27 protein-coding genes and 1 riboswitch are annotated in these 20,556 nt (G+C 37.7%); of the genes, 23 read left to right on the plus strand and 4 right to left on the minus strand.

All coding sequences use genetic code 11. The features are described 5' to 3' along the window. From HMPREF2963_RS05050 to HMPREF2963_RS05065, 4 genes are all read left to right on the plus strand, one after another. Complete coding sequence (locus tag HMPREF2963_RS05050) at positions 1-498, plus strand: GNAT family N-acetyltransferase (protein ID WP_037598793.1); 498 nt, start codon at positions 1-3, stop codon at positions 496-498. A gap of 110 nt (positions 499-608) precedes the next feature. After that, on the plus strand, positions 609-2,213 hold the full coding sequence (mltG, locus tag HMPREF2963_RS05055) for an endolytic transglycosylase MltG (RefSeq protein WP_070669082.1): 1,605 nt from the start codon (positions 609-611) through the stop codon (positions 2,211-2,213). Positions 2,214-2,416: 203 nt separating this feature from the next. Continuing rightward, positions 2,417-2,899 (plus strand): transcription elongation factor GreA, encoded by a 483-nt coding sequence (gene greA, locus HMPREF2963_RS05060; RefSeq protein ID WP_003068147.1) that lies wholly within the window; start codon positions 2,417-2,419, stop codon positions 2,897-2,899. A gap of 76 nt (positions 2,900-2,975) precedes the next feature. After that, the gene (locus tag HMPREF2963_RS05065) at positions 2,976-3,440 is read left to right on the plus strand and encodes an 8-oxo-dGTP diphosphatase (protein ID WP_037598795.1); all 465 of its coding nucleotides are present in this window, start codon (positions 2,976-2,978) and stop codon (positions 3,438-3,440) included. A 132-nt stretch (positions 3,441-3,572) separates the two neighbouring features. On the opposite strand, the gene yidC is transcribed toward HMPREF2963_RS05065, so the two are convergent. Then, positions 3,573-4,490: a membrane protein insertase YidC gene (yidC, locus tag HMPREF2963_RS05070; RefSeq protein ID WP_003068149.1), complete on the minus strand. Its 918-nt coding sequence runs from the start codon at positions 4,488-4,490 to the stop codon at positions 3,573-3,575. Between the two features lie 79 nt (positions 4,491-4,569). Beyond that, positions 4,570-4,848 (minus strand): acylphosphatase, encoded by a 279-nt coding sequence (locus tag HMPREF2963_RS05075; protein ID WP_048800593.1) that lies wholly within the window; start codon positions 4,846-4,848, stop codon positions 4,570-4,572. A 31-nt stretch (positions 4,849-4,879) separates the two neighbouring features. On the opposite strand from HMPREF2963_RS05075, the gene HMPREF2963_RS05080 reads away from it, so the two are divergent. The 13 genes from HMPREF2963_RS05080 to yidD all read left to right on the plus strand — a co-directional run bounded on the left by HMPREF2963_RS05080 (position 4,880) and on the right by yidD (position 13,240). After that, the gene (locus HMPREF2963_RS05080) at positions 4,880-5,620 is read left to right on the plus strand and encodes a TrmH family RNA methyltransferase (RefSeq protein ID WP_006268567.1); all 741 of its coding nucleotides are present in this window, start codon (positions 4,880-4,882) and stop codon (positions 5,618-5,620) included. Between the two features lie 45 nt (positions 5,621-5,665). Continuing rightward, complete coding sequence (locus HMPREF2963_RS05085) at positions 5,666-6,157, plus strand: HDIG domain-containing metalloprotein (RefSeq protein WP_003068154.1); 492 nt, start codon at positions 5,666-5,668, stop codon at positions 6,155-6,157. A 25-nt stretch (positions 6,158-6,182) separates the two neighbouring features. Continuing rightward, positions 6,183-6,866: a Bax inhibitor-1/YccA family protein gene (locus tag HMPREF2963_RS05090; protein ID WP_006268119.1), complete on the plus strand. Its 684-nt coding sequence runs from the start codon at positions 6,183-6,185 to the stop codon at positions 6,864-6,866. A 337-nt stretch (positions 6,867-7,203) separates the two neighbouring features. Beyond that, positions 7,204-7,452, plus strand: a complete 249-nt coding sequence (locus HMPREF2963_RS05095; RefSeq protein WP_003068156.1) for a YneF family protein — start codon at positions 7,204-7,206, stop codon at positions 7,450-7,452. A gap of 92 nt (positions 7,453-7,544) precedes the next feature. Further along, positions 7,545-8,339: a glutamate racemase gene (gene racE, locus HMPREF2963_RS05100; protein WP_048800595.1), complete on the plus strand. Its 795-nt coding sequence runs from the start codon at positions 7,545-7,547 to the stop codon at positions 8,337-8,339. Continuing rightward, a complete protein-coding gene (locus HMPREF2963_RS05105; RefSeq protein WP_003068158.1) occupies positions 8,336-9,322 on the plus strand; it encodes a nucleoside-triphosphate diphosphatase in 987 nt (328 codons plus the stop codon). The genes racE and HMPREF2963_RS05105 overlap by 4 nt, the downstream gene beginning before the upstream one ends. Then, complete coding sequence (locus HMPREF2963_RS05110; RefSeq protein ID WP_003068159.1) at positions 9,298-9,819, plus strand: metallophosphoesterase; 522 nt, start codon at positions 9,298-9,300, stop codon at positions 9,817-9,819. The genes HMPREF2963_RS05105 and HMPREF2963_RS05110 overlap by 25 nt, the downstream gene beginning before the upstream one ends. Then, positions 9,816-10,277, plus strand: coding sequence for a cyclic-di-AMP-binding protein CbpB (gene cbpB, locus HMPREF2963_RS05115; RefSeq protein WP_003068160.1), 462 nt, complete (start codon positions 9,816-9,818; stop codon positions 10,275-10,277). Before HMPREF2963_RS05110 ends, cbpB begins: the two co-directional genes overlap by 4 nt. Beyond that, entirely contained in the window at positions 10,274-11,005 is a 732-nt protein-coding gene (gene xerD, locus HMPREF2963_RS05120; protein WP_003068161.1) for a site-specific tyrosine recombinase XerD, read from the plus strand. The genes cbpB and xerD overlap by 4 nt, the downstream gene beginning before the upstream one ends. Then, positions 11,005-11,715 carry a segregation/condensation protein A gene (locus tag HMPREF2963_RS05125; protein ID WP_020998359.1) on the plus strand — a complete coding sequence of 237 codons (711 nt, stop codon included), beginning with the start codon at positions 11,005-11,007 and terminating at the stop codon, positions 11,713-11,715. Before xerD ends, HMPREF2963_RS05125 begins: the two co-directional genes overlap by 1 nt. Further along, a complete protein-coding gene (gene scpB / locus HMPREF2963_RS05130; protein ID WP_070669084.1) occupies positions 11,708-12,274 on the plus strand; it encodes an SMC-Scp complex subunit ScpB in 567 nt (188 codons plus the stop codon). The genes HMPREF2963_RS05125 and scpB overlap by 8 nt, the downstream gene beginning before the upstream one ends. After that, entirely contained in the window at positions 12,261-12,986 is a 726-nt protein-coding gene (locus tag HMPREF2963_RS05135; protein ID WP_020997994.1) for a pseudouridine synthase, read from the plus strand. Before scpB ends, HMPREF2963_RS05135 begins: the two co-directional genes overlap by 14 nt. After that, positions 12,986-13,240: a membrane protein insertion efficiency factor YidD gene (gene yidD / locus HMPREF2963_RS05140; protein ID WP_058669772.1), complete on the plus strand. Its 255-nt coding sequence runs from the start codon at positions 12,986-12,988 to the stop codon at positions 13,238-13,240. The genes HMPREF2963_RS05135 and yidD overlap by 1 nt, the downstream gene beginning before the upstream one ends. A 32-nt stretch (positions 13,241-13,272) precedes the next feature. On the opposite strand, the gene HMPREF2963_RS05145 is transcribed toward yidD, so the two are convergent. Beyond that, positions 13,273-14,712 carry a TrkH family potassium uptake protein gene (locus HMPREF2963_RS05145; protein WP_070669086.1) on the minus strand — a complete coding sequence of 480 codons (1,440 nt, stop codon included), beginning with the start codon at positions 14,710-14,712 and terminating at the stop codon, positions 13,273-13,275. 3 nt (positions 14,713-14,715) lie between these two features. Continuing rightward, a complete protein-coding gene (gene trkA, locus HMPREF2963_RS05150) occupies positions 14,716-16,065 on the minus strand; it encodes a Trk system potassium transporter TrkA (protein ID WP_006269456.1) in 1,350 nt (449 codons plus the stop codon). Between the two features lie 362 nt (positions 16,066-16,427). Here trkA and HMPREF2963_RS05155 point away from each other — a divergent pair, with 362 nt between their 5' ends. The 6 genes from HMPREF2963_RS05155 (at position 16,428) to HMPREF2963_RS05180 (ending at position 20,461) form a co-directional block, all read left to right on the plus strand. Next, the gene (locus tag HMPREF2963_RS05155) at positions 16,428-16,940 is read left to right on the plus strand and encodes a tRNA (cytidine(34)-2'-O)-methyltransferase (RefSeq protein ID WP_070669088.1); all 513 of its coding nucleotides are present in this window, start codon (positions 16,428-16,430) and stop codon (positions 16,938-16,940) included. 68 nt (positions 16,941-17,008) lie between these two features. Then, positions 17,009-17,235: riboswitch (FMN riboswitch) on the plus strand. A gap of 148 nt (positions 17,236-17,383) precedes the next feature. Next, positions 17,384-17,947 (plus strand): ECF transporter S component, encoded by a 564-nt coding sequence (locus tag HMPREF2963_RS05160; RefSeq protein ID WP_003068171.1) that lies wholly within the window; start codon positions 17,384-17,386, stop codon positions 17,945-17,947. Continuing rightward, positions 17,937-18,587 (plus strand): phosphatase PAP2 family protein, encoded by a 651-nt coding sequence (locus HMPREF2963_RS05165; protein WP_006269455.1) that lies wholly within the window; start codon positions 17,937-17,939, stop codon positions 18,585-18,587. The genes HMPREF2963_RS05160 and HMPREF2963_RS05165 overlap by 11 nt, the downstream gene beginning before the upstream one ends. A gap of 22 nt (positions 18,588-18,609) precedes the next feature. Beyond that, entirely contained in the window at positions 18,610-18,936 is a 327-nt protein-coding gene (locus HMPREF2963_RS05170) for an MGMT family protein (RefSeq protein WP_048800600.1), read from the plus strand. Between the two features lie 41 nt (positions 18,937-18,977). After that, positions 18,978-19,922 (plus strand): tRNA modification radical SAM protein MnmL/YtqA, encoded by a 945-nt coding sequence (locus HMPREF2963_RS05175; protein WP_021001949.1) that lies wholly within the window; start codon positions 18,978-18,980, stop codon positions 19,920-19,922. Beyond that, positions 19,916-20,461 (plus strand): tRNA 5-(aminomethyl)-2-thiouridylate-methyltransferase MnmM, encoded by a 546-nt coding sequence (locus HMPREF2963_RS05180; RefSeq protein WP_048800601.1) that lies wholly within the window; start codon positions 19,916-19,918, stop codon positions 20,459-20,461. Before HMPREF2963_RS05175 ends, HMPREF2963_RS05180 begins: the two co-directional genes overlap by 7 nt. Positions 20,462-20,556: the final 95 nt, after the last annotated feature.

Below are 20,556 nucleotides of genomic sequence, written 5' to 3' on the forward strand. Positions count from 1 at the left end.
ATGAAGATTAGACAAGCAAATTTAGCAGATTTGGATGCTATTACGGCTATTGAGTTGGAGAATTTTGGACCAGAGGAAGCCTTAAGTCGAGAGATTTTAGAAATTCATATTCAAAAATTAACAACAAGTTTCTTAGTCGCTGAACGAGGCGGTCAGATGTTAGGCTACCTAGAGGGACCTGTTCGTCCAGAACGCCATCTAGTAGATCAATCCTTTACTTCAGAAGTAAAAGATTATAGTCATTTACCGAATCATTATATTTCGTTGACCAGTTTATCGATTTCTAAAAATGCGCAAAATATGGGACTAGGTCGTAGCTTGTTGGATGCAATGAAAGAGATTGCTATTCGAGACCAGCGCTTGGGAATCAACTTAACTTGTCATGATTATTTAGTCGGCTATTATGAAAAGCATGGTTTTATCAATGAGGGCCTGTCTCAATCTACCTATGCAGGTGAACTTTGGTATGATATGGTTTGGGAAACGCCTAGTAATTGAGAGACGTATTGATTATTTCGTAGAAAGCCTGAAAGAAAGGCTTTCTCTTATTGCTTTTCTTTTCCTTTTAAGATATAATAGTAGGGATATTGAACAAGGAGGTCAACTATTTGGCTGAAGATTCACAAGAAAAAGAAGGGTTGAGTTTTAAAGAGCAAATTCTGCGAGACTTAGCTAGAGCAAAGGGGACTGAACAACCTACCCCTGTAGAAAAATCTAATGATTTACACGAAAAGTTGGGGCTAGGCCAATCGACACTTCCTTCTATTCAGGAAGAAGAGGAAACACTTGCTTCTGAAATGGATATACCACAGGTGCAAAAAGAAGAAACTAACGAGCCAGAGCCAGCTCCATTAGAAAGTCCTCTTCCAACCATTGAGCAAATAGAAGCCGAAGCGGCAGCTAGGGAAGAGAAAGAGTTTAATACTCATACAACGAAAGTCCCTGTTTCTTACCCAATCAATAAAGCGGTCGAAGAAATCAAGGTTCCAGAAGAATTGGTTCAGCCTGCAGTTTACGGAACAGAGAAAGAAACAAAGCAACTTTCTCGTTCAAATCGGACTTCTCAGATAGTCACTACTCAGAAGCGTCAAAACAAAATCGCAGGAAAAATTGTTAAAACTGTTTTGATATTACTGCTTTTAGGAATTGGAATAACTGGTTTCTTTGCTTATCGTTATGTTGCGTCGGCACTACAACCAGTTGATGCGAAAAATACCAAGTATGTGACGGTTAAGATTCCGACTGGATCGAGTACCAAAGAAATTGGAACGGTCTTGGAAAAAGCTGGTTTGATCAAAAATGCTCAGATTTTTAGCTATTATGCCAAATTTAACAATTATGCAGATTTCCAATCAGGTTATTACAATCTACAAAAGAGTATGAATTTGGATGCAATTGCTAAAAAACTACAGCAAGGTGGAACAGATACTCCGCAAGATCCATCAATGGAAAAATTGACGATTCCAGAGGGATATACGATTGAACAAATTGCAAAAATGATTGCGAAGCTGAAGAAAAATAAATTATCTTCAGAAGCTTTCTTAAAGAAAATACAAGATGATAATTTTATCACTCAGGAAGCTGCGAAATATCCGAAATTATTGGAAAGCCTAGCTAAAAAAGAGAGTGGTGTGAAGTATCGCTTAGAGGGCTATCTTTTCCCTGCCACTTACAATGTGACAGATAGTACAACAGCTGAAACTCTCATTGATCAAATGTTAGCTGCAATGGATAAGACTATGTCGCGATATTATGATGTTTTAGCAACGAAGAACTTGACGGTGCACGATGTTTTAACAATTGCATCCTTGGTTGAAAAAGAAGGTTCAACGGATCAAGATCGGAAAAATATTGCAAGTGTTTTTTACAACCGTTTGAATCAAAATATGCCTTTACAAAGCAATATTGCAATTCTGTATGCTCAAGGAAAACTTGGACAAAAAACGACCTTATCGGAAGATGCTGCAATTGATACGAATATTGATTCGCCTTACAACGTCTATAAAAACACTGGTTTAATGCCTGGCCCTGTAGATAATCCGAGTCTCTCTGCTATTGAAGCGACGGTTAATCCAGTTAAAACTGATTATCTATACTTCGTAGCTAATACAGAAACAGGAAAAGTTTATTTCGCAACTACCTATGCAGAACATGAGAAAAATGTTCAGGAGCATGTCAATAGTAAATTGACAAAGCCAAGTAGTTCGAATTAAAAGGAGTAGAGCAAAATCGGTACTTCGTAGAACTTGATTTGATTCTCCTTTAGCGCAATGAAAATTAGGTCTGAAATAGAGTGCAATAAGCATATTTTAGACTGGATGGAGATTGTGCCTTGTAAAGGAATCACACACGATATTAGAAAGTTGGGACATTATTGTCCCAATCTCTTTGTTTAAAAAATAGAAAGAAGAAAATAATGGCAGAAAAAACTTATCCTATGACCCTTGAAGAAAAGGAAAAACTTGAAAAAGAATTAGAAGAACTTAAATTGGTTCGCCGTCCTGAAGTAGTAGAGCGTATTAAAATTGCTCGCTCTTATGGAGATTTATCAGAAAATAGTGAATATGAAGCAGCCAAAGATGAGCAGGCTTTTGTTGAAGGACAAATATCTAGTCTAGAAACCAAGATTCGTTACGCTGAAATTGTAGACAGCGATGCAGTAGCTCATGATGAAGTCGCTATTGGTAAGACCGTTACGATTCAAGAAGTTGGTGAAACAGACGAAGAAGTCTATATGATTGTTGGCGCAGCTGGAGCAGATGCTTTTGCTGGAAAAGTCTCTAATGAAAGTCCTATTGGACAAGCTCTAATTGGCAAGAAAACAGGTGACACAGCTACAGTTGAAACACCTATTGGTAGCTATGATGTAAAAATCCTAAAAGTCGAAAAAACAGCATAATTAAAAAAAGAAAACGCGCCCCATGGTATCATCACAATCACGGGGCGCGTCTCAGTAAAACATAGAGGAGGGAAACATGTCCCATCAGTCCCAAGTGATTTTAACTAACATGTGTCTGATTGAAGATGATCAGAATCGTATTGTTATGCAGATTCGGGACCCAAAACGGTATTCTTGGTCAGGAGCAGCTCTACCTGGCGGACATATAGAAGAAAAAGAAAGTCTCCACCAAGCAGTTGTGCGTGAAGTATATGAGGAAACGGGATTAACAATCCATCGTCCTAGACTGGTTGGTATGAAACATTGGTATACGGCGGAAGGTATTCGTTATCTGGTCTTTCTTTATCGTACAAATGAATTTTCTGGTCATCTTCATTCGTCAGAAGAAGGTGAAGTTATGTGGGTGGCACGTGAAGAGTTAGACACTCTCGAATTGGCTTATGATTTAAAAAATCTACTACGTATTTTTGATGATAAATCGTTGTCAGAATTATTTTATAGTGAGCGCTTAGAAAATGATTTTGTTCGTGAATTTTGGTAAGTTTATTTTTAAATGAGAATATTCTGTCATTCAAGTTGGTGTTTGAAAAGATGGAGTGTTGTTTCATAGTAGGATGATTTTCTGATTGAACGGCAAGCAAAAAGCTGGAATGATTATCCCAGCTTTTTTTGTTTATCTTGAACGTTGTTTTCCAGCATTACGATTTTTCTTTTTATTTTGTTTTCTATTTTCGATAACGGCCTGTGCTTGAGGGGTTACATCCTTTTTATAAGTAGAATTTTTAATGTCTTTAGGTGGGTTATTTTTGTATTCTTCAGCTACGCGTTTTCTGAGCTGAGGACGGATGTAATGATTGATAATCAATTGTTGAATGATCATAATGAAACCGCCGATTACCCAGTAAAGTGTTACACCTGCTGGAGCTGTGAAAGAAAAGATAACAATCATGAGCGGGCTCATGTACATCATTTTTTTCATTTGTTCTTTTTGAACTTCATCAACACCGACAAGAGTTAAAGCAGACTGGATGAAATACAAAACACCGACGATAGCAGTAAGGAGAATGCTGGCTTTTCCAAGTGGAATACCTAAAAATACGCTGTGTGCAATTCCTTCAGTGTATTGAGCTGAAAAGTACAAAGCCGAGAAGAAAGGCAATTGAATCAATAATGGTAAGCAGCCAATCCCGCCAAACATGCTGACACCATTTTCTTTTTGAGCAGCCATGAGTGCTTGCTGAGCAGCAAGTTTTTCTTCTTGTGTTTCAGCATTTTTCATACGTTCTTGGATAGGCTCAAAAATAGGCTTCAAGTAGTTCATCTTTTCAGATTGATAAGTTGCTTTCCATGATTGATAAAGTCCTAGTGGCAAAATGATCAGCCGCACAATCAGGGTAACAATGATAATAGCAACACCAAAACCTAGCCCCATGTTATTAGCAAAATACTGAATGGCAAGGCTCATTGGTCTTCCAATGATATCCCAGACAAACCCAGCAGGCTTACCATCTTTTACTTGCACACATCCTGAGAGCAGCAGAAGCATAGATAACCCTAATCCTGAGAATAAAATACGATTTAATTTTTTCACGTGTTTGTTTCCTTTTTCTAAAAAATAATACCTTTCTATTCTACTGTTTTTTTCCCAAATATACAATAGTTCTTAGGACTTAATTTGCAATTTTAAAATCTGAATAGGATTCAAAATTCGTCATTGTAACATCTAAATAGCTGACTTTTGAAAATGGCGTTGGTCCTTTGCGGATTTCTTGGATAAATTTTGCCATAAGGGCAGAGTTTTTTGCTTGCGCCAAAATCTCTACGGTACCATCTTCATTATTCCAGACACGCCCTGTAATGCCACCAATTTCTGTAGCAAGCCTATAGACTCCCCAACGAAAGCCAACACCTTGTACGCGACCTTGCGCAATCATTCTTACTTTTTGCATGCGAGCCTCCTTTTTGTGATATAATATACCTATGAATATTATAACCTCAAAAGCTAATAATGTGGTAAAAAATACTAAAAAATTACTTCAAAAAAAGTATCGGAAGAACTCATACTTAATTGAGGGTTGGCATTTATTTGAAGAAGCAGTAAATGCACAAGCTGAGATTCGACATATCTTTGTTTTAGAAAATTTTTTTGATAAAGTGAAAGATTTTTCTCAAGTTCATGTGGTAACCTCAGAAATTTTGACTGATTTGGCTGATTCGAAAACGCCGCAGGGCATTGTGGCAGAGATTGCTTTTGAAAAACAATCTGCTCCTTCATTTCTCAAAGGGAAATATCTCTTTTTAGAAGATGTGCAGGATCCCGGAAATGTAGGAACGATTATCCGAACGGCTGATGCAGCTGGTTATGATGGAGTGTTTATTTCGCAGCATTCGGCAGATATTTACAATCTTAAAACCCTACGTTCCATGCAAGGCAGTCATTTTCATTTGCCTATTTATCAAATGAAAACATCAGATTTTCTTGAGCTTGCCAAACAAATACAATTGCCGGTCTTGGCAACGACACTTTCAAGAGATTCTATTGATTATCGAGAATTAGCACCAATGACAGATTTTGTTCTTGTATTGGGAAATGAAGGGCAAGGAATCAGCCAGCAGATGATGGATAAGGCAGATCAACTGGTTCATATTTCGATGAAAGGACGAGCTGAGAGTTTAAATGTAGCCGTTGCAGCAGGAATTCTCATCTTTTCTTTAAGTTAAAATTTAGAAATATATTTATAATTTGAAGCACATGGAGGTGGTTCTATGCTTTATAAAGAAGATAAAGAGTATATGGAGCATGTTGGACAATTGATTGCTCAACCACGCGTCCAGAAATTAAAAACTATAACACATCATATTTATTCCAACCGTTTGGAACATTCGATTCATGTTAGTTATACGAGTTATAAAATTGCTAAGAAATTAGGTTGGGATGCAAAAAGTACCGCGCGTGGAGGTCTTTTGCACGATATGTTTTATTATGATTGGCGTGAAACAAAATTCAATAAGAGCCATGCTTGGGTACACCCTCGGTTAGCAGTGAGGAATGCACGGAAAGTAACCAAACTAAATAAAGTCGAAGAAGATATCATTCTCAAACATATGTGGGGTGCAACAGTAGCGCCACCGCGGTATAAAGAGGGCTATATTGTCACCATGGTGGATAAATACTGGGCAATCAAGGAAGCAATAGCACCAGTTCGGAAAAAGATTGCTAAAAGAAGACTTTTCCACAGAAAAATGTTAAAATCATAACATATAACAATAAAGGAGAGAGCTTATGAACAATACAATTATTCAAGAAAATAGTGGTATCAATAGTTTTTATGCAAAAGTATACTCTTTAGTTGGAATGGGGATTGGTATTTCTGCTCTTGTATCAGCACTAATGCTGACCATCTTTCAAGATGTGATTTTGTCTGTCATGACAGGAAATACTTGGATTTTTTACTTAGCAATTTTTGCTGAGCTGATCCTTGTCTGGGTAGCTTCGGGCATGTCTGCTAAAAACAATCCAGCTGCATTGCCAACTTTTCTAGTTTATTCGGCTTTAAATGGTTTTACGATTAGTTTAGTGTTGGCTCTTTACACACAAGCAACAGTTTTAGCAGCCTTTGTTACTTCTTCTGCAATGTTTTTTGCGATGGCACTGATTGGCAAATTTACTAAGAAGGATTTGTCTGGTCTAGGCAGAGCTTTTATTGCAGGGTTAATTGGAATTATCATCGCTAGTTTGGTGAATATTTTCCTTAAAAATTCTGGACTGGATTTCATCATTAGTATTATTAGTGTGATTATCTTTTCTGGTTTGATTGCTTGGGATAATCAACGAATCCGCTATGTCTATGAGCAATCGGGAGGAAATGTAGCAGCTGGTTGGGCAGTTTCATTGGCCTTGAGCTTGTATCTTGATTTTATCAATTTATTCCTAAGTATTCTTCGTATTTTTGGAAGAGATAATTAGGAGTGAAAGAAATATTAATGATTGAAAGTGGGGCAAAAATCGGTAACTCGAAGAATTCGATTTTGTCGTCCCATCCCCGCAACGATGGTTAGGTTTTAAAAAGCTTGATATAAGCGCCTTTAAAGCCAGACAGTGACTGCGTCTTGCAAGTTTTGCTACATAGTTTTAGGAGACTGAGAATTTTTGTCTCAGTCTCTTTTTGTTTATGAAAGAATGAGCTTGTTAGATGTCTTAGCCCATTGACAAGAGTATCGTTTTCTATAGTTTGGACTTTGAAAAATAGACAATTTTTGATATAATAAGAAGATATAAAAAGGGAAAAGAGGATTACATATTTATGAATTTACTATTAGCTATTTTGTTGATTATTCTTGCTTTTTTTGGTGGCATGGTCGCTGGCATGTATCTTGTCCGCAAACAAATTGAAAAAGAATTTGCAGACAATCCACGTTTGAATATCGATGCTGTCCGTACGATGCTATCCGCAAACGGACAAAAACCAAATGAAGCAAAGGTACAACAAGTGTATCGTCAAATTAAAAATCAACAAAAAGCAGCACTTGAAAATGCTAAAAAGAAAAAATAATCTTTGTTTTATACGATAAATTGATTTTTAAAGAGATAAATGAATGGGGATTTGGGACTTGCACCCAGTCCCTTCTTTAGAAAGAAGAACTTATGGATAATCGACCAATTGGTTTTTTAGACTCAGGCGTGGGCGGTTTGACAGTTGTTCGTGAGTTGATGCGGCAACTTCCACATGAGGAAGTAATTTATATTGGCGATTCTGCACGTGCGCCTTATGGTCCCCGACCTGCAGAGCAGATTCGTGAGTACACATGGCAATTGGTACAATTCCTTTTAACCCAAAATGTCAAAATGATTGTTCTCGCCTGCAATACAGCTACTGCTGTGGTTTGGGAAGACATCAAAGAAAAATTAGATATCCCGGTTTTAGGAGTCATCTTACCAGGAGCTAGTGCAGCAATCAAAGCATCTCAACATGGAACGATTGGCATTATAGGAACGCCAATGACGATTCAATCAGATATTTATCGTCAAAAAATCGAACGTCTCTTACCGGAAGTGGAAGTGACAAGTCTTTCTTGTCCCAAATTTGTACCGCTAGTAGAATCTAATGAACTGTCGTCTAGTATTACGAAAAAAGTGGTGTATGAAAGTTTAATGCCTTTAAAAGGCAAGGTGGATACTTTAGTACTAGGCTGTACTCATTATCCTTTACTAAAACCAATCATTCAAAATGTGATGGGACCAACTGTGAAATTGATTGACAGCGGAGCAGAATGTGTACGGGACATTTCTGTCTTGCTAAACTATTTTGAAATCAATCATAGCAGAGAAGGAAAACTCCCGCAACACTGCTTTTTTACAACAGCTAATGCGAAAAGGTTTGCTGAAATTGCAGAAACGTGGTTAAACAAAAAAATAAATGTGGAGCATGTAACATTATGAGCAATAAAGTTTATGAGTATAAAGATGCTCAAGATTGGTATGTTGGAGAATGGTCTTCCTATGGCGGCGGATTCTATTTTAAAGATGTCATTTCAGAAGAACTTAGTCGAATGGAGGAAGAGCTCCGTCAATTAGTAGTTGAAGGACAGTCTTTTTCTGTTGCAGTGATTCAATATAACTCAATCATGTCTTTTGTTCAATTCGTCTTGCAACTAATCAATGAAAATCAAGCATCACAGTTTCAGGCACAATTTCATAAGGGTGCTATTTTAATCACGGAAAAGGGACAATTAGTTTTAGTGCACTTACCTGAAAAAGGTGTCAAATTAAATGTTTTCTTTTCTCAACAAGAATTGTCAGGTTTGACAGTAGGAGATACGATTTTAATTGCTACTCGTAATGAGGGAAAGACCGCTGAATTCCGCAGAATCTTTGAAAAATTAGGCTATCAGATTGAAAATTTGAATGACTATCCTGATTTACCAGAGGTCGCAGAAACTGGGATGACTTTTGAAGAAAATGCTCGTTTAAAAGCAGAGACTATCTCTAAGCTGACTGGCAAAATGGTATTGGCAGATGATTCAGGCTTAAAAGTAGATGCGTTAGGTGGTCTGCCTGGAGTTTGGTCTGCTCGCTTTGCTGGAAATGATGCGACAGACTTAGAAAATAATGCAAAACTACTACATGAATTGGCAATGGTTTTCGAGTTGAAAGATCGCTCAGCGCAGTTTCATACAACTCTTGTGGTAGCAAGTCCTACTAAAGAAAGTCTAGTCGTGGAGGCTGACTGGGCAGGCTATATTAATTTTGAGCCAAAAGGGGAGAATGGATTTGGCTATGATCCGTTATTTTTAGTAGGTGAAACAGGCAAAACATCTGCAGAATTAACAATGGAAGAAAAGAATGCTCAATCACATCGAGCTCAAGCAGTTCAAAAATTAGTGGAGGTATTTCCAACATGGCAAAACAAACTATCATCGTAATGAGTGATTCTCATGGAGATCGTGCTATTGTAGAAGAGATCAAGACCTATTATCTCGGAAAAGTAGATGCTATTTTTCATAATGGTGATTCTGAGCTGCCAAGTGATGACGAAGTGTGGCAAGGAATTTATGTTGTAGCAGGGAACATGGATTTCTATGGTGGCTATCCAGATCGTTTGGTGACGGATTTAAATGGTACCGTTATTGCACAAACTCATGGTCACCTTCAGCATATCAACTTTGGTTTTCAAAAATTGGATTTATGGGCACAAGAGGTAGATGCGGATATTTGTTTATATGGGCATTTACATATTCCAGATGCGTGGATGGAAGGAAAAACACTCTTTTTAAATCCCGGCTCTATCAGTCAACCGCGTGGTGTTATCAATGAGCGACTTTATGCTAAGGTAGAGATTAGTGATGATGCATTTCAAGTGAACTACTATACGCGTCAACACGAACTGTATTCTCGCCTATCAAAGGAGTTTACTCGATGATTGCCAAAGAATTTGAAAATTTTCTCTTACAGCAAGAAGACACTTTTTTAACACCGGCAGAAAACTTAGCTGTCTTGATTGATACCCATAATGCAGACCATGCTATTTTATTACTGAGTCAAATGACATACTCACGAGTACCGGTAGTGACAGATCAGAAAAAGTTTGTGGGTACGATTTCGCTAACAGATATCTTGTCTTATCAAATGCAGCACGAAATCCCTGATGAGGAGTTTATGACAACTGATATTGTACATATGGTAAAAAAAGATGACCTAACTGTCGGCCCAGATTTTACATTGACAGAAGTACTACATAAATTAGTAGATGAGTCCTTCTTGCCAGTTGTTGATCAGGAAAATACGTTTCAAGGAATTATTACGCGTAAATCTATCTTAAAAGCAGTCAATGCTCTTTTACACAGCTTTGCGAATGAATACGAGATCCATCCAAAATGAAAGAAGAAATAATCACCTTTTTAGAAGGAAAAAATTTATCTGATAATTCAAAAACAGCTTATTTTTATGATTTGGAGCAGTTTGTAGATGTGATTCATGCAAAAATTACAGATACTAATCTTCGAATTTATCGGGCTTCTATTGCTGACTTCAAACCTTCTGTTCAAAAGCGAAAGCTATCTGCTGTCAATCAATTTTTGTATTATTTATACAACAAACGCTTCATTTCAAATTTTTATCGCCTAGAGTTGCCAAAAGTTGGAATTCCGAAAGAACACGATGCGGAGATTTTGGACTTATCTAATTTTTATGCCGATACAAATCAATACAACGGTCGTTTGATTGCACTTCTCATTTTGGAAATGGGGCTGTTGCCAAGTGAAATTTTGCAGTTAAAAGTAGCAGATGTAAATCTAGATTTTCAGATTATTCGCATTGAGAAAGCAGGTCAAAAGCGTATTGTTCCTATTCCAGATCAATTGATTGGAGAACTGGGAACAACTCTGGAAGGGACTTATTTGTTAGAAAAAAATGGGAAAACCTATTCACGGCAATGGGGCTTTCGTCAATTAGAGGCTTTTTTGATTGAAAAAAATCAAGCTACTTTATCTGCTCAGAGTTTGCGAGAGCAATATATTTTACGTCAGCGAGAGAAAGGCGTAGAAATATATGAAATTGCGCGCAATTTAGGTTTGAAAACAATGATGACGTTGGAAAAATATAGATAATGGACATAAAAATTAAAGATTTTGAAGGCCCGTTGGATTTATTACTTCATTTGGTGTCAAGATACCAAATGGATATCTATGATGTGCCGATTACAGAGGTTATTGAGCAGTACTTAGCTTATGTAGCGACCCTTCAAGCTATGAAGTTAGAAGTGACGGGTGAATATATGGTCATGGCAAGTCAGCTCATGTTGATTAAAAGTCGGAAGCTCTTGCCAAAAGTGGCGGATACCATAGAAACTGAAGAGAATCTGGAGCAAGATTTACTTGCTCAAATCGAAGAATATCGGAAATTCAAATTGTTAGGTGAAAAAATGGCAGAGCAGCATGAAGAACGGGCTCTTTATTATTCCAAACCTAAAATCGAATTGGTATATGAAAATGCTGAGTTACGTCATGACAAAACAACGATTGATTTGTTTCTGGCATTTTCAAAGTTGATGACACAAAAAAGAGAAGAATTTGCTCAAAACCACACAACCATTGTCAAAGACGAATATAAAATTGAAGACATGATGAATGTAATACGCAATCGCTGCCATTTACAAGAAAAAATTGCTCTTCAAGCAATCTTCTCAGAAACAAAAGATATAAATGAAGTCATTACTCTATTTTTAGCAACATTGGAATTGGTAAAAGTGCAAGAAATTCAAGTGGTACAGGAAGAAAATTTTGGGAATATTTATCTAATGGGAAAAAGAAATGAGTAAATTAGCAGAGATTGAAGCCTTGCTCTTTGTAGCAGGTGAGGACGGCTTGCGTGTCCGTCAACTAGCCGAGCTCCTCTCTATACCGCCTACGGGTGTGATACAGAGTTTGGAGAAATTAGCAGAAAAATATCGAAAAGACGAAGATTCAAGCCTTGCTCTGTTAGAGACATCGAATGCTTATAAAATTGTTACCAAACAAGATTTCGCTGACCTTTTGCGGGAATATTCAAGAGCTCCGATCAATCAAAGTTTATCAAGAGCTGCACTTGAAACCTTGTCGATTATTGCTTACAAGCAGCCCATTACAAGAATTGAAGTGGATGAGATTCGTGGTGTCAATTCTAGTGGTGCAATCTCTAAGTTACAGATTTTTGATTTGATTCGCGAAAATGGGAAGAAAGAAGTGCTTGGTCGCCCAAATCTTTATGTGACGACTGATTATTTTTTAGATTATATGGGCATCAATAGTCTAGAAGAATTGCCAGTAGTAGAAGAAACAGAGCTAATAACAGAGGAAAGTCAACTATTTGCTGAAAGGATAGAGGATGAGAATCAATAAATATATTGCCCATGCTGGGATTGCTAGTCGTAGAAAAGCAGAAGAATTGATAAAGCAAGGGCTGGTCACTGTAAACGGACAAGTTATTCGTGAATTGGCAACGACGATCAAGTCTGGAGATCGCGTGGAGGTAAATGGTCAGCCAATTTACAATGAAGAAAAAGTGTACTACCTCTTAAATAAGCCACGTGGTGTTATTTCTAGCGTGACAGATGACAAAGGTCGTCCAACAGTAGTTGATTTGTTACCAAATGTCACAGAACGGATTTATCCAGTAGGGAGGCTTGATTGGGATACGTCAGGTGCCTTAATTTTGACAAATGATGGAGATTTTACAGATGAAATGATTCATCCTCGAAATGAGATTGATAAGGTCTATGTCGCTCGTGTCAAGGGGGTAGCTGATAAAGAGATCCTTCGACCGTTGACAAAAGGTGTAAAAATTGATGGTAAGAAAACCAAACCAGCTGTTTATGAAATTCTGAAAGTAGATCCGGTTAAGAATCGTTCGATTATCCAGTTGACGATCCATGAAGGACGAAATCATCAAGTAAAAAAGATGTTTGAGGCTGTTGGTTTGCAAGTAGATAAACTTTCCCGCACGCAATTTGGCCATCTAAATTTAACTGGTCTTCGTCCAGGTGAAGCTCGCCGTCTCAATAAAAAAGAGGTCAGTCAGTTACATAATCTAGCTGTTACAAAGAAAAAATAATGAAAAAAGTTCTTATCGCGCTAATCCGTTTTTATCAAAAATTTATCTCACCGGCTTTTCCACCTTCCTGTCGTTATCAGCCAACTTGCTCAAACTACATGATTCAAGCGATAGAAAAACATGGCATCAAGGGTTTGTTGATGGGGATTGCACGTATTTTGCGTTGCCATCCATGGGCGAACGGAGGAGATGATCCTGTACCGGATGATTTTAGTTTGAAACGCAATCACTCAGAAAATAAAGAAACTCACTAGTCTATTGACTGGCGAGTTTTTATTGGATCTAGTTATCGTTTGGACCAAGTTTGTGGCATAAAGAGCAGAATCATTGGGTAAATTTCTAAACGTCCAGCAATCATAGCAAGAGAGAGCAGGAATTTGGAAATTGGACCAAAGATTGCAAAGCTATCTGTTGTACCAAGCATTGGTCCAATGTTGTTGAAACAGCTAAGAACAGCACTCACGACGGTCATCAAATTATTATTATCTAGACTGACAATGAAAATAAGACTGATGATAATCATCGTATAAAGCACAAGGTATTTTAAGATTTTATGCTGTGTATCTTTGTCAATCACGCTATGGTTGACATGCAGGGTCAGTACACGTTTTGGTGAGAGAGTGGATAAAACTTGATTTTTAGCAATGCGGACTAAGATTAAGCCACGAACAATTTTTAAACCTCCTGCAGTTGATCCGGCAGAACCTCCTATACACATGAGAATGAGGAGAATAAATTGAGAAAAGAGTGGCCAAGAGGTAATGTCACCAAGACCAAAACCAGTGGTGGTGATGATATTCGCTACTTGGAAAAGAGAAATTTCTAAAGTCTTAGCTATATTTTGATAAATATGAAAGACATTCAAACAGATGAGAAGAGTAGTTGATGTTACAATAATGAGATAGGTCCGCAATTCTTCATCTCCAAAGAATGCTTTAAATTTTCTCAATAGTAAAAAGTAGTAGAGGTTGAAATTTACTCCAAAAATAAGTACTCCAAAACTAACTAGATACGTAATGAGAGAGCTGTTATAGTGAGCAATACTATCGTTGTAAACGGCGAAACCTCCAGTTCCTGCTGTTCCCATGGCGATGATAAAGCTATCAAATAAAGGCATTCCTGCAAGGTAATAGATTACTACAAAAATAGCAAAAAGTGCCAAATAGAGTAAATAGAGAATTTGTGCCGTGTCTTTTAATTTAGAGACAACTTTACCAAAGACAGGACCAGGAACTTCTGCTCGCATCACTTCCAAATGGCTATTTTTATTATTTTCCATGATAGCAAGGGCAAAGACGAGGACTCCCATACCTCCGATTAAGTGGGTGAAACTACGCCAAAAGAGTAGAGAATGTGATAAGACAGAGACATCTGGTAAGATAGAGGCACCTGTTGTTGTAAAACCTGAACTGATCTCAAAGAAAGCATCTATGAGGTGAGGAATTTGTCCTGAAAAAACAAAAGGAAGTGCCCCAAAGAAGGACCAAAGTATCCAGCATAAGGCGACAATTAAAACCCCTTCTTTGGCATAAATATGATGATTTTTGGGCTTAAAAGAACTGCCTAAAAGTCCGACCACCAAGAGGATTCCAATTGTGATGCTAATGGAAAGTAAATTTTGATGAGGCTCGCGATAGATGAAAGCCACAATGAGTGGAACTAGAAGTAGTCCAGCTTCAATGATTAACAACTTGGAGAGGAGGAAACGAATCATATTTCTATTCATGGCTTACCTCTCTAACAAATCATATATTTGTGTGATACTTTGAATGAGCGTTGTGACAATGATTTGGTCACCTATTTGAATGTAATCCTCACCCGTCGGGAAAATAGGTTTTCCATTTCGGATAATGGCTGCAATTAAGACACCTTTCTTTAGTTTCAAACTAGAAAGTGGTCTTCCAGTCATTTTATTTTCTTCCTTGATTTGAAATTGCAAGGTTTCAAGTTGTCCATTAGCTAAGTGGTGCATAGCTTGCAAATCGGAATACTGAGCATTCACACGTCCGCGGACAAAGTGCATAATTGTATCCACTGCAATTCTCTTAGGCGTCACAATACTTGAGAATTCCTGACTGTCAATGATTTCAAGTAAACTAGTCCGATTGACTTTCGTGATATTTTTTTGAACCCCCATGCTTTCAAGGAACATAGAAGAAATGATATTTTCTTCGTCTACACCAGTCAGGGTCGCAACTGCATCATAGTGTTGAGCACTTTCTTCTAGTAAAATGTCTTTTGCAGTACCATCACCTTGAACAATATGTAAATGCGGAAATTCTTGACTAAACCATTCAGCATGTTTTGAATTAATTTCAATCACTTTCAGTTTGATTTTGCTATTTTTTAGAATATTGAGTAGGTAATAAGCAATCTTCCCTGCTCCAATGAGCATCAAACTTTTTATAACTTTTGGTCGAACGAAATTATGGAAAAGAATAACATCCACCCGATTTCCAGTGACATAGATTATATCATTCTGCAAAATGGTAATTTCACCATCTGGAATGAGCAATTGATTATCACGTTCAATAGCACAAATCAAGACATTTCCAAATTTCTTCCGAAATTGAGATAAAGTCATCTGACACAGATTACTATTTTGTTTGACTTTAAATGCCATTAAACTGACACGTCCATTTGAAAAATGTTCCACAGAAAGTGCGTTAGGAAATTCGATGATATTGGCAATGTAACGGGCTGCTAGTAGCTCAGGATTGACAATAAGTGAAAAACCAAGGATATTTTTTTCTTTAAAATAAGAATTTGAATATTCTGGATTGCGAGCGCGGACAATCGTTTCTTTTGCCCCCATTTTTTTAGCCAGCACAGACGACACCATATTGACTTCGTCATGCTCTGTCATGGAAATGAAAATATCACAATGCTCTACATTAGCCTGCTCTAAGATTTTAAAATTAGCACCGTTACCGACAATGCCCATAATATCATAACGTTTTGTGATCCGATTGAGTACGGACTCATTTTGCTCGATGAGAATCACATCATGTTTTTCAGCCACAAGTGAACGGCAGAGTGCAGATCCGACCTTACCGCCACCAACGACAATAATTTTCATGTTATACCTCCCAAGTATACTTCTATATCATACTCTTTTTTTGCAAAAATTTCATCATTTTGAAGAAAGAAAAATGTATATTTTGTCCTATTAAAGCGTCCTGATGAAAACGATAAGAGAATTCTTGAAAAAATTGACAAATAATCTAGAAAATATGAAAATTTTAAGCTTTTTTTGTTGACATGTGCAAAGAAAGTGATATACTAAGAAAGTACCCTCATTGATTTACCTCAAACCTGTTGTGATGTAAGTTAATGAGCCTTAAACCACGCTGTCTGCTGAGCTTGACTCCGGGCAGTGTGGCTATTTTTTTGCTTGATAGCAATTACAGTTCACTAAGATAGATGAGAAGGCTATAACATATGACAACATTTCAAAACCACATTGTTCTTTTTGAACCGCAAATCCCACAGAATACGGGTAATATTGCTCGGACTTGCGCAGCAACGAATTCATCGCTTCACATCATTTTACCAATGGGATTCCCGATTGATGATCGTAAGATGAAACGAGCAGGTTTGGACTATTGGGATAAGCTGGATATTACTTATTATGACAATTTAGAAGAGTTTATGAGTAAAATGGATGGACATCTCTATTTGATTTCTAAATTTGCGGAGAAGATTTATGCAGCAGAAAATTTTACAATCGCTGGAAATCATTATTTTATGTTTGGGCGTGAGGATAAAGGATTGCCAGAGGATTTTATGCGTGCTCATTCTGAAAAAGCCCTGCGTATTCCGATGAACGATGAGCATGTCAGAAGTCTGAATTTGTCAAATACAGTTTGTATGATGGTGTATGAAGCCCTGCGGCAGCAAGATTTTACAGGATTAGATCTAGTACACGAATACGAACATGACAAATTAAAATAATGGTGTCAGAATAATTTTTGTATATCAGATAAAACGCTTGCTCTTGCAGGCTTTTTTTGTTATGATTAAAGGGTCTTCAGGGCAGGGTGAAATTCCCGACCGGCGGTAATTTTCAGTCGTTGACAATCTTTTACTTTTTATATAGTAATGCAGCTTCTTGATAGATCTTTGAGGTGCAACATCATCTAAAAATAAAATCTTTGTCGACTAAGGGAACTGTTTTAAGTCCGCGAGCGCAAGCTGATGTGGTGTAATTCCACAACCGACAGTACAGTCTGGATGGGAGAAGACGAAAGGCAGGGGAGAAGTCCCAAGACTGTGGCTTTTAATTTTATTTAAGGAGACTTCCTTATACTATCATAAAGGTTTCACTGACTGGGATAAGTTATTCTTCAGCAAGCCTTTCCAGCTTCTCTAATTTAATAAAATTGGAGGAACCTGTTATGACACATACACGCAAAATGGCTATTATTGCCATTCTTTCAGCTATCTCATTTTTGCTGATGTTCTTTGATTTCCCGATTTTACCGGGAGCCAGCTTTTTGAAGTTGGATTTTAGTATTTTACCAATTCTATTGGGATTAGTGGTACTGAATCTGAGAGGAGCTTTAAGCATTTTACTGGTTCGTTCAGTGCTCAAACTTCTACTGAACAACCAAGGGGTCAATACCTACATTGGTTTGCCGATGAATATCATTGCAGTTGCTGTTTTCGTAATCGCTTTTGCGCTTATTTGGAAAAAAGAACAGACAATCGTTCGTTTTCTGATTGCTTCTGTGGTGGGAACACTGGGATTGACTGTGGCAATGCTTCTTTTGAATTATATCTATGCAATTCCGCTATATGCAACGTTTGCTAATTTTGATATTTCAAAGATTCTTGGTGTAGCAAATTATCTGTTTGCGATGGTCATTCCATTTAATCTATTGGAAGGTGTAGTTTTTGCAATTGCCTTTTGGGTCATTAACTTGCTTTTAAAACCGATTTTAATTAAATATGAAAAATAAACAAACTTTTTTAACCAAGGGCTCTTTTGCCCTTTTACTTTTTGTGATTCTAGGCTATGTTGTCAAGTTTCATCCTAATTATTTAAAAGACTTTGATAGTCTAATTCAGATAACTTTACGTGGAGATTTGCCACATACTTTGACATTTTTCTTTTCTAGCGTAACGAGTCTGATTAATACGCCCGTTATTATGACCTGGGTCGCAGTTTTGGCTGGTTTTTTCCTTTATAAGAAATGGTGGAGTGAGGCTATTCTTTTAATTGGGAATCTTGCCTTGACGGGGCTTTTAGTTGCTTTTTTGAAAAATATCTATCAACATTCGCGTCCTGCTATTCAACATTTGGTAGAAGAAGGTGGATTTTCTTTTCCGAGTGGGCATGCCTTGGCTTCTACACTAATCTTTGGTACGCTGTTGATTATCGTTAGTCAACGAATAAAATCAGTGCAGACGAAGCGTATCTTGCAAAGTTTGATGATTGTGATGATTTTTATCATTATGACGTCACGTGTGTATCTGGGAGTACATTATCCGACAGATGTGTTGGGAAGCTTTCTCTTAGGTCTAGGAATTTTGCATGTTGAATTTCCTTATTATGATAAGTTGCGTTTTCAATGGCGTTTCAAAGGAAAACAAAAATAGCATTGCTACAAGGAAAAAGATGATGCAAAAAGTGTTAAATGACAAGTTAGTACATCAAATTTTATCAGTTGTGTCCTGTATTCCCTTGGGGAGCGTAGCGACATATGGGCAAATTGCGCAGTTGATTGGGCGAGAAAGAAATGCTCGTTTGGTAGGTCGCGTCCTGTCTCAGGCTGGACTTTATGGGAAGTATCCTTGCCATCGTGTGGTTAATTCCGCAGGACGCTTAGCGCCAGAGTGGGAGGAGCAGAGACATCTCCTTTGGGCCGAAGGAGTGACTTTTAAAACGAATGGCTGTGTGGATTTAAAAAAACACCAATGGAGGCCAACGGATATTAGTAAAGTGTAAATGGAACTCCGAGCGCGAGTTCTGTTTTATTTTGTGGTACAATGAAAGTTATGAAACCTTATAATTCTTTGAATGCTTATTATCGAAAACTATTTGGAGAGAAGACTTTTAAAGTTCCGATTGATGCGGGATTTGATTGTCCCAATCGAGATGGAACGGTTGCTCACGGTGGCTGTACTTTTTGTACGGTGTCAGGTTCTGGTGATGCGATTGTAGCTCCTGAAGCACCGATTCGTGAACAATTTTATAAAGAAATTGCCTTCATGCATCGAAAGTGGCCTGAAGTCAAAAAATATCTAGTTTATTTTCAAAATTTCACCAATACCCACGATAAGGTAGAAGTTATTCGTGAGCGTTATGAACAGGCCATCAATGAGCCAGGGGTTGTAGGTATCAATATCGGTACCAGACCAGATTGCCTGCCTGATGAGACGATTGCCTATCTAGCAGAATTATCTGAACGTATGCATGTGACGGTAGAGTTGGGCCTGCAGACGACTTATGAAACTACTTCGCAATTGATTAACCGCGCACATTCATATGAATTATACGTTGAAACGGTTCAACGGCTGCGGAAATTTCCAAAAATCGAGATAGTTTCCCACTTAATCAATGGTTTGCCTGGTGAAAGCCATGAGATGATGATAGAAAATGTTCGCCGCTGTGTGACAGACAATGATATTCAGGGGATTAAATTACATCTTTTGCATTTAATGACTAACACACGGATGCAACGAGATTATCATGAAGGACGCTTGCAGTTGCTTAGCCAAGATGAGTATGTTGCTATTATCTGTGATCAATTAGAAATAATCCCTGAACATATCGTCATTCATCGAATTACAGGAGATGCGCCACGGGACATGCTCATTGGACCCATGTGGAGTCTCAAAAAGTGGGAAGTGCTAAATGCGATTGAGCAAGAAATGAAACGTCGTGGTAGCGTGCAAGGTTGTAGGGCAAAGGAGCAAAGATATACATGTTGAGACCGTTGGAGATGGCACATGCCTTTTTATCAGAAATCATAACCAAAGAAGATATAGTCGTAGATGCTACTATGGGAAATGGATATGATACTCTTTTCTTGGCACAATTAGCTAAAAAAGTCTATGCTTTTGATATTCAAGAACAAGCTATTAAGCAAACCACTAAGCGCTTGGTAGAAGCTAAAGTAGACAATGTTGAATTGCTTTTAACAGGTCACGAAAATGTGGATCAATACATTGCAACTATTAAAGCAGCTATTTTTAATTTAGGCTATCTGCCGTCAGCAGATAAGTCAGTAATTACCCAGCCACATACAACTATACAGGCCTTGGAAAAATTATGTCAGCGTTTAGAAGCTGGCGGTCGGATTGCGCTCATGATTTACTATGGGCATATAGGTGGCGAGATAGAGCGGGATGCGGTACTAGATTTTGCGAGCCATCTACCCCAACAGGAATTTACCGTGACTTTGTATAAAACTATCAATCAGATCAATCAACCGCCTTTTTTGGTAATGATTGAGAAATTTAATTCGTAATTAACTCAGTCAGGATAGCGTAAAGCCTAGTTAGGCTGAAAAATATGACATATACCCCTGTTGCTAGTTGATTTTGCTTCACAAAAAAGCCCATT

This window comes from Streptococcus sp. HMSC067A03 (assembly GCF_001814295.1).
In the GTDB taxonomy this organism is placed as follows: Bacteria; Bacillota; Bacilli; order Lactobacillales; family Streptococcaceae; genus Streptococcus; species Streptococcus constellatus.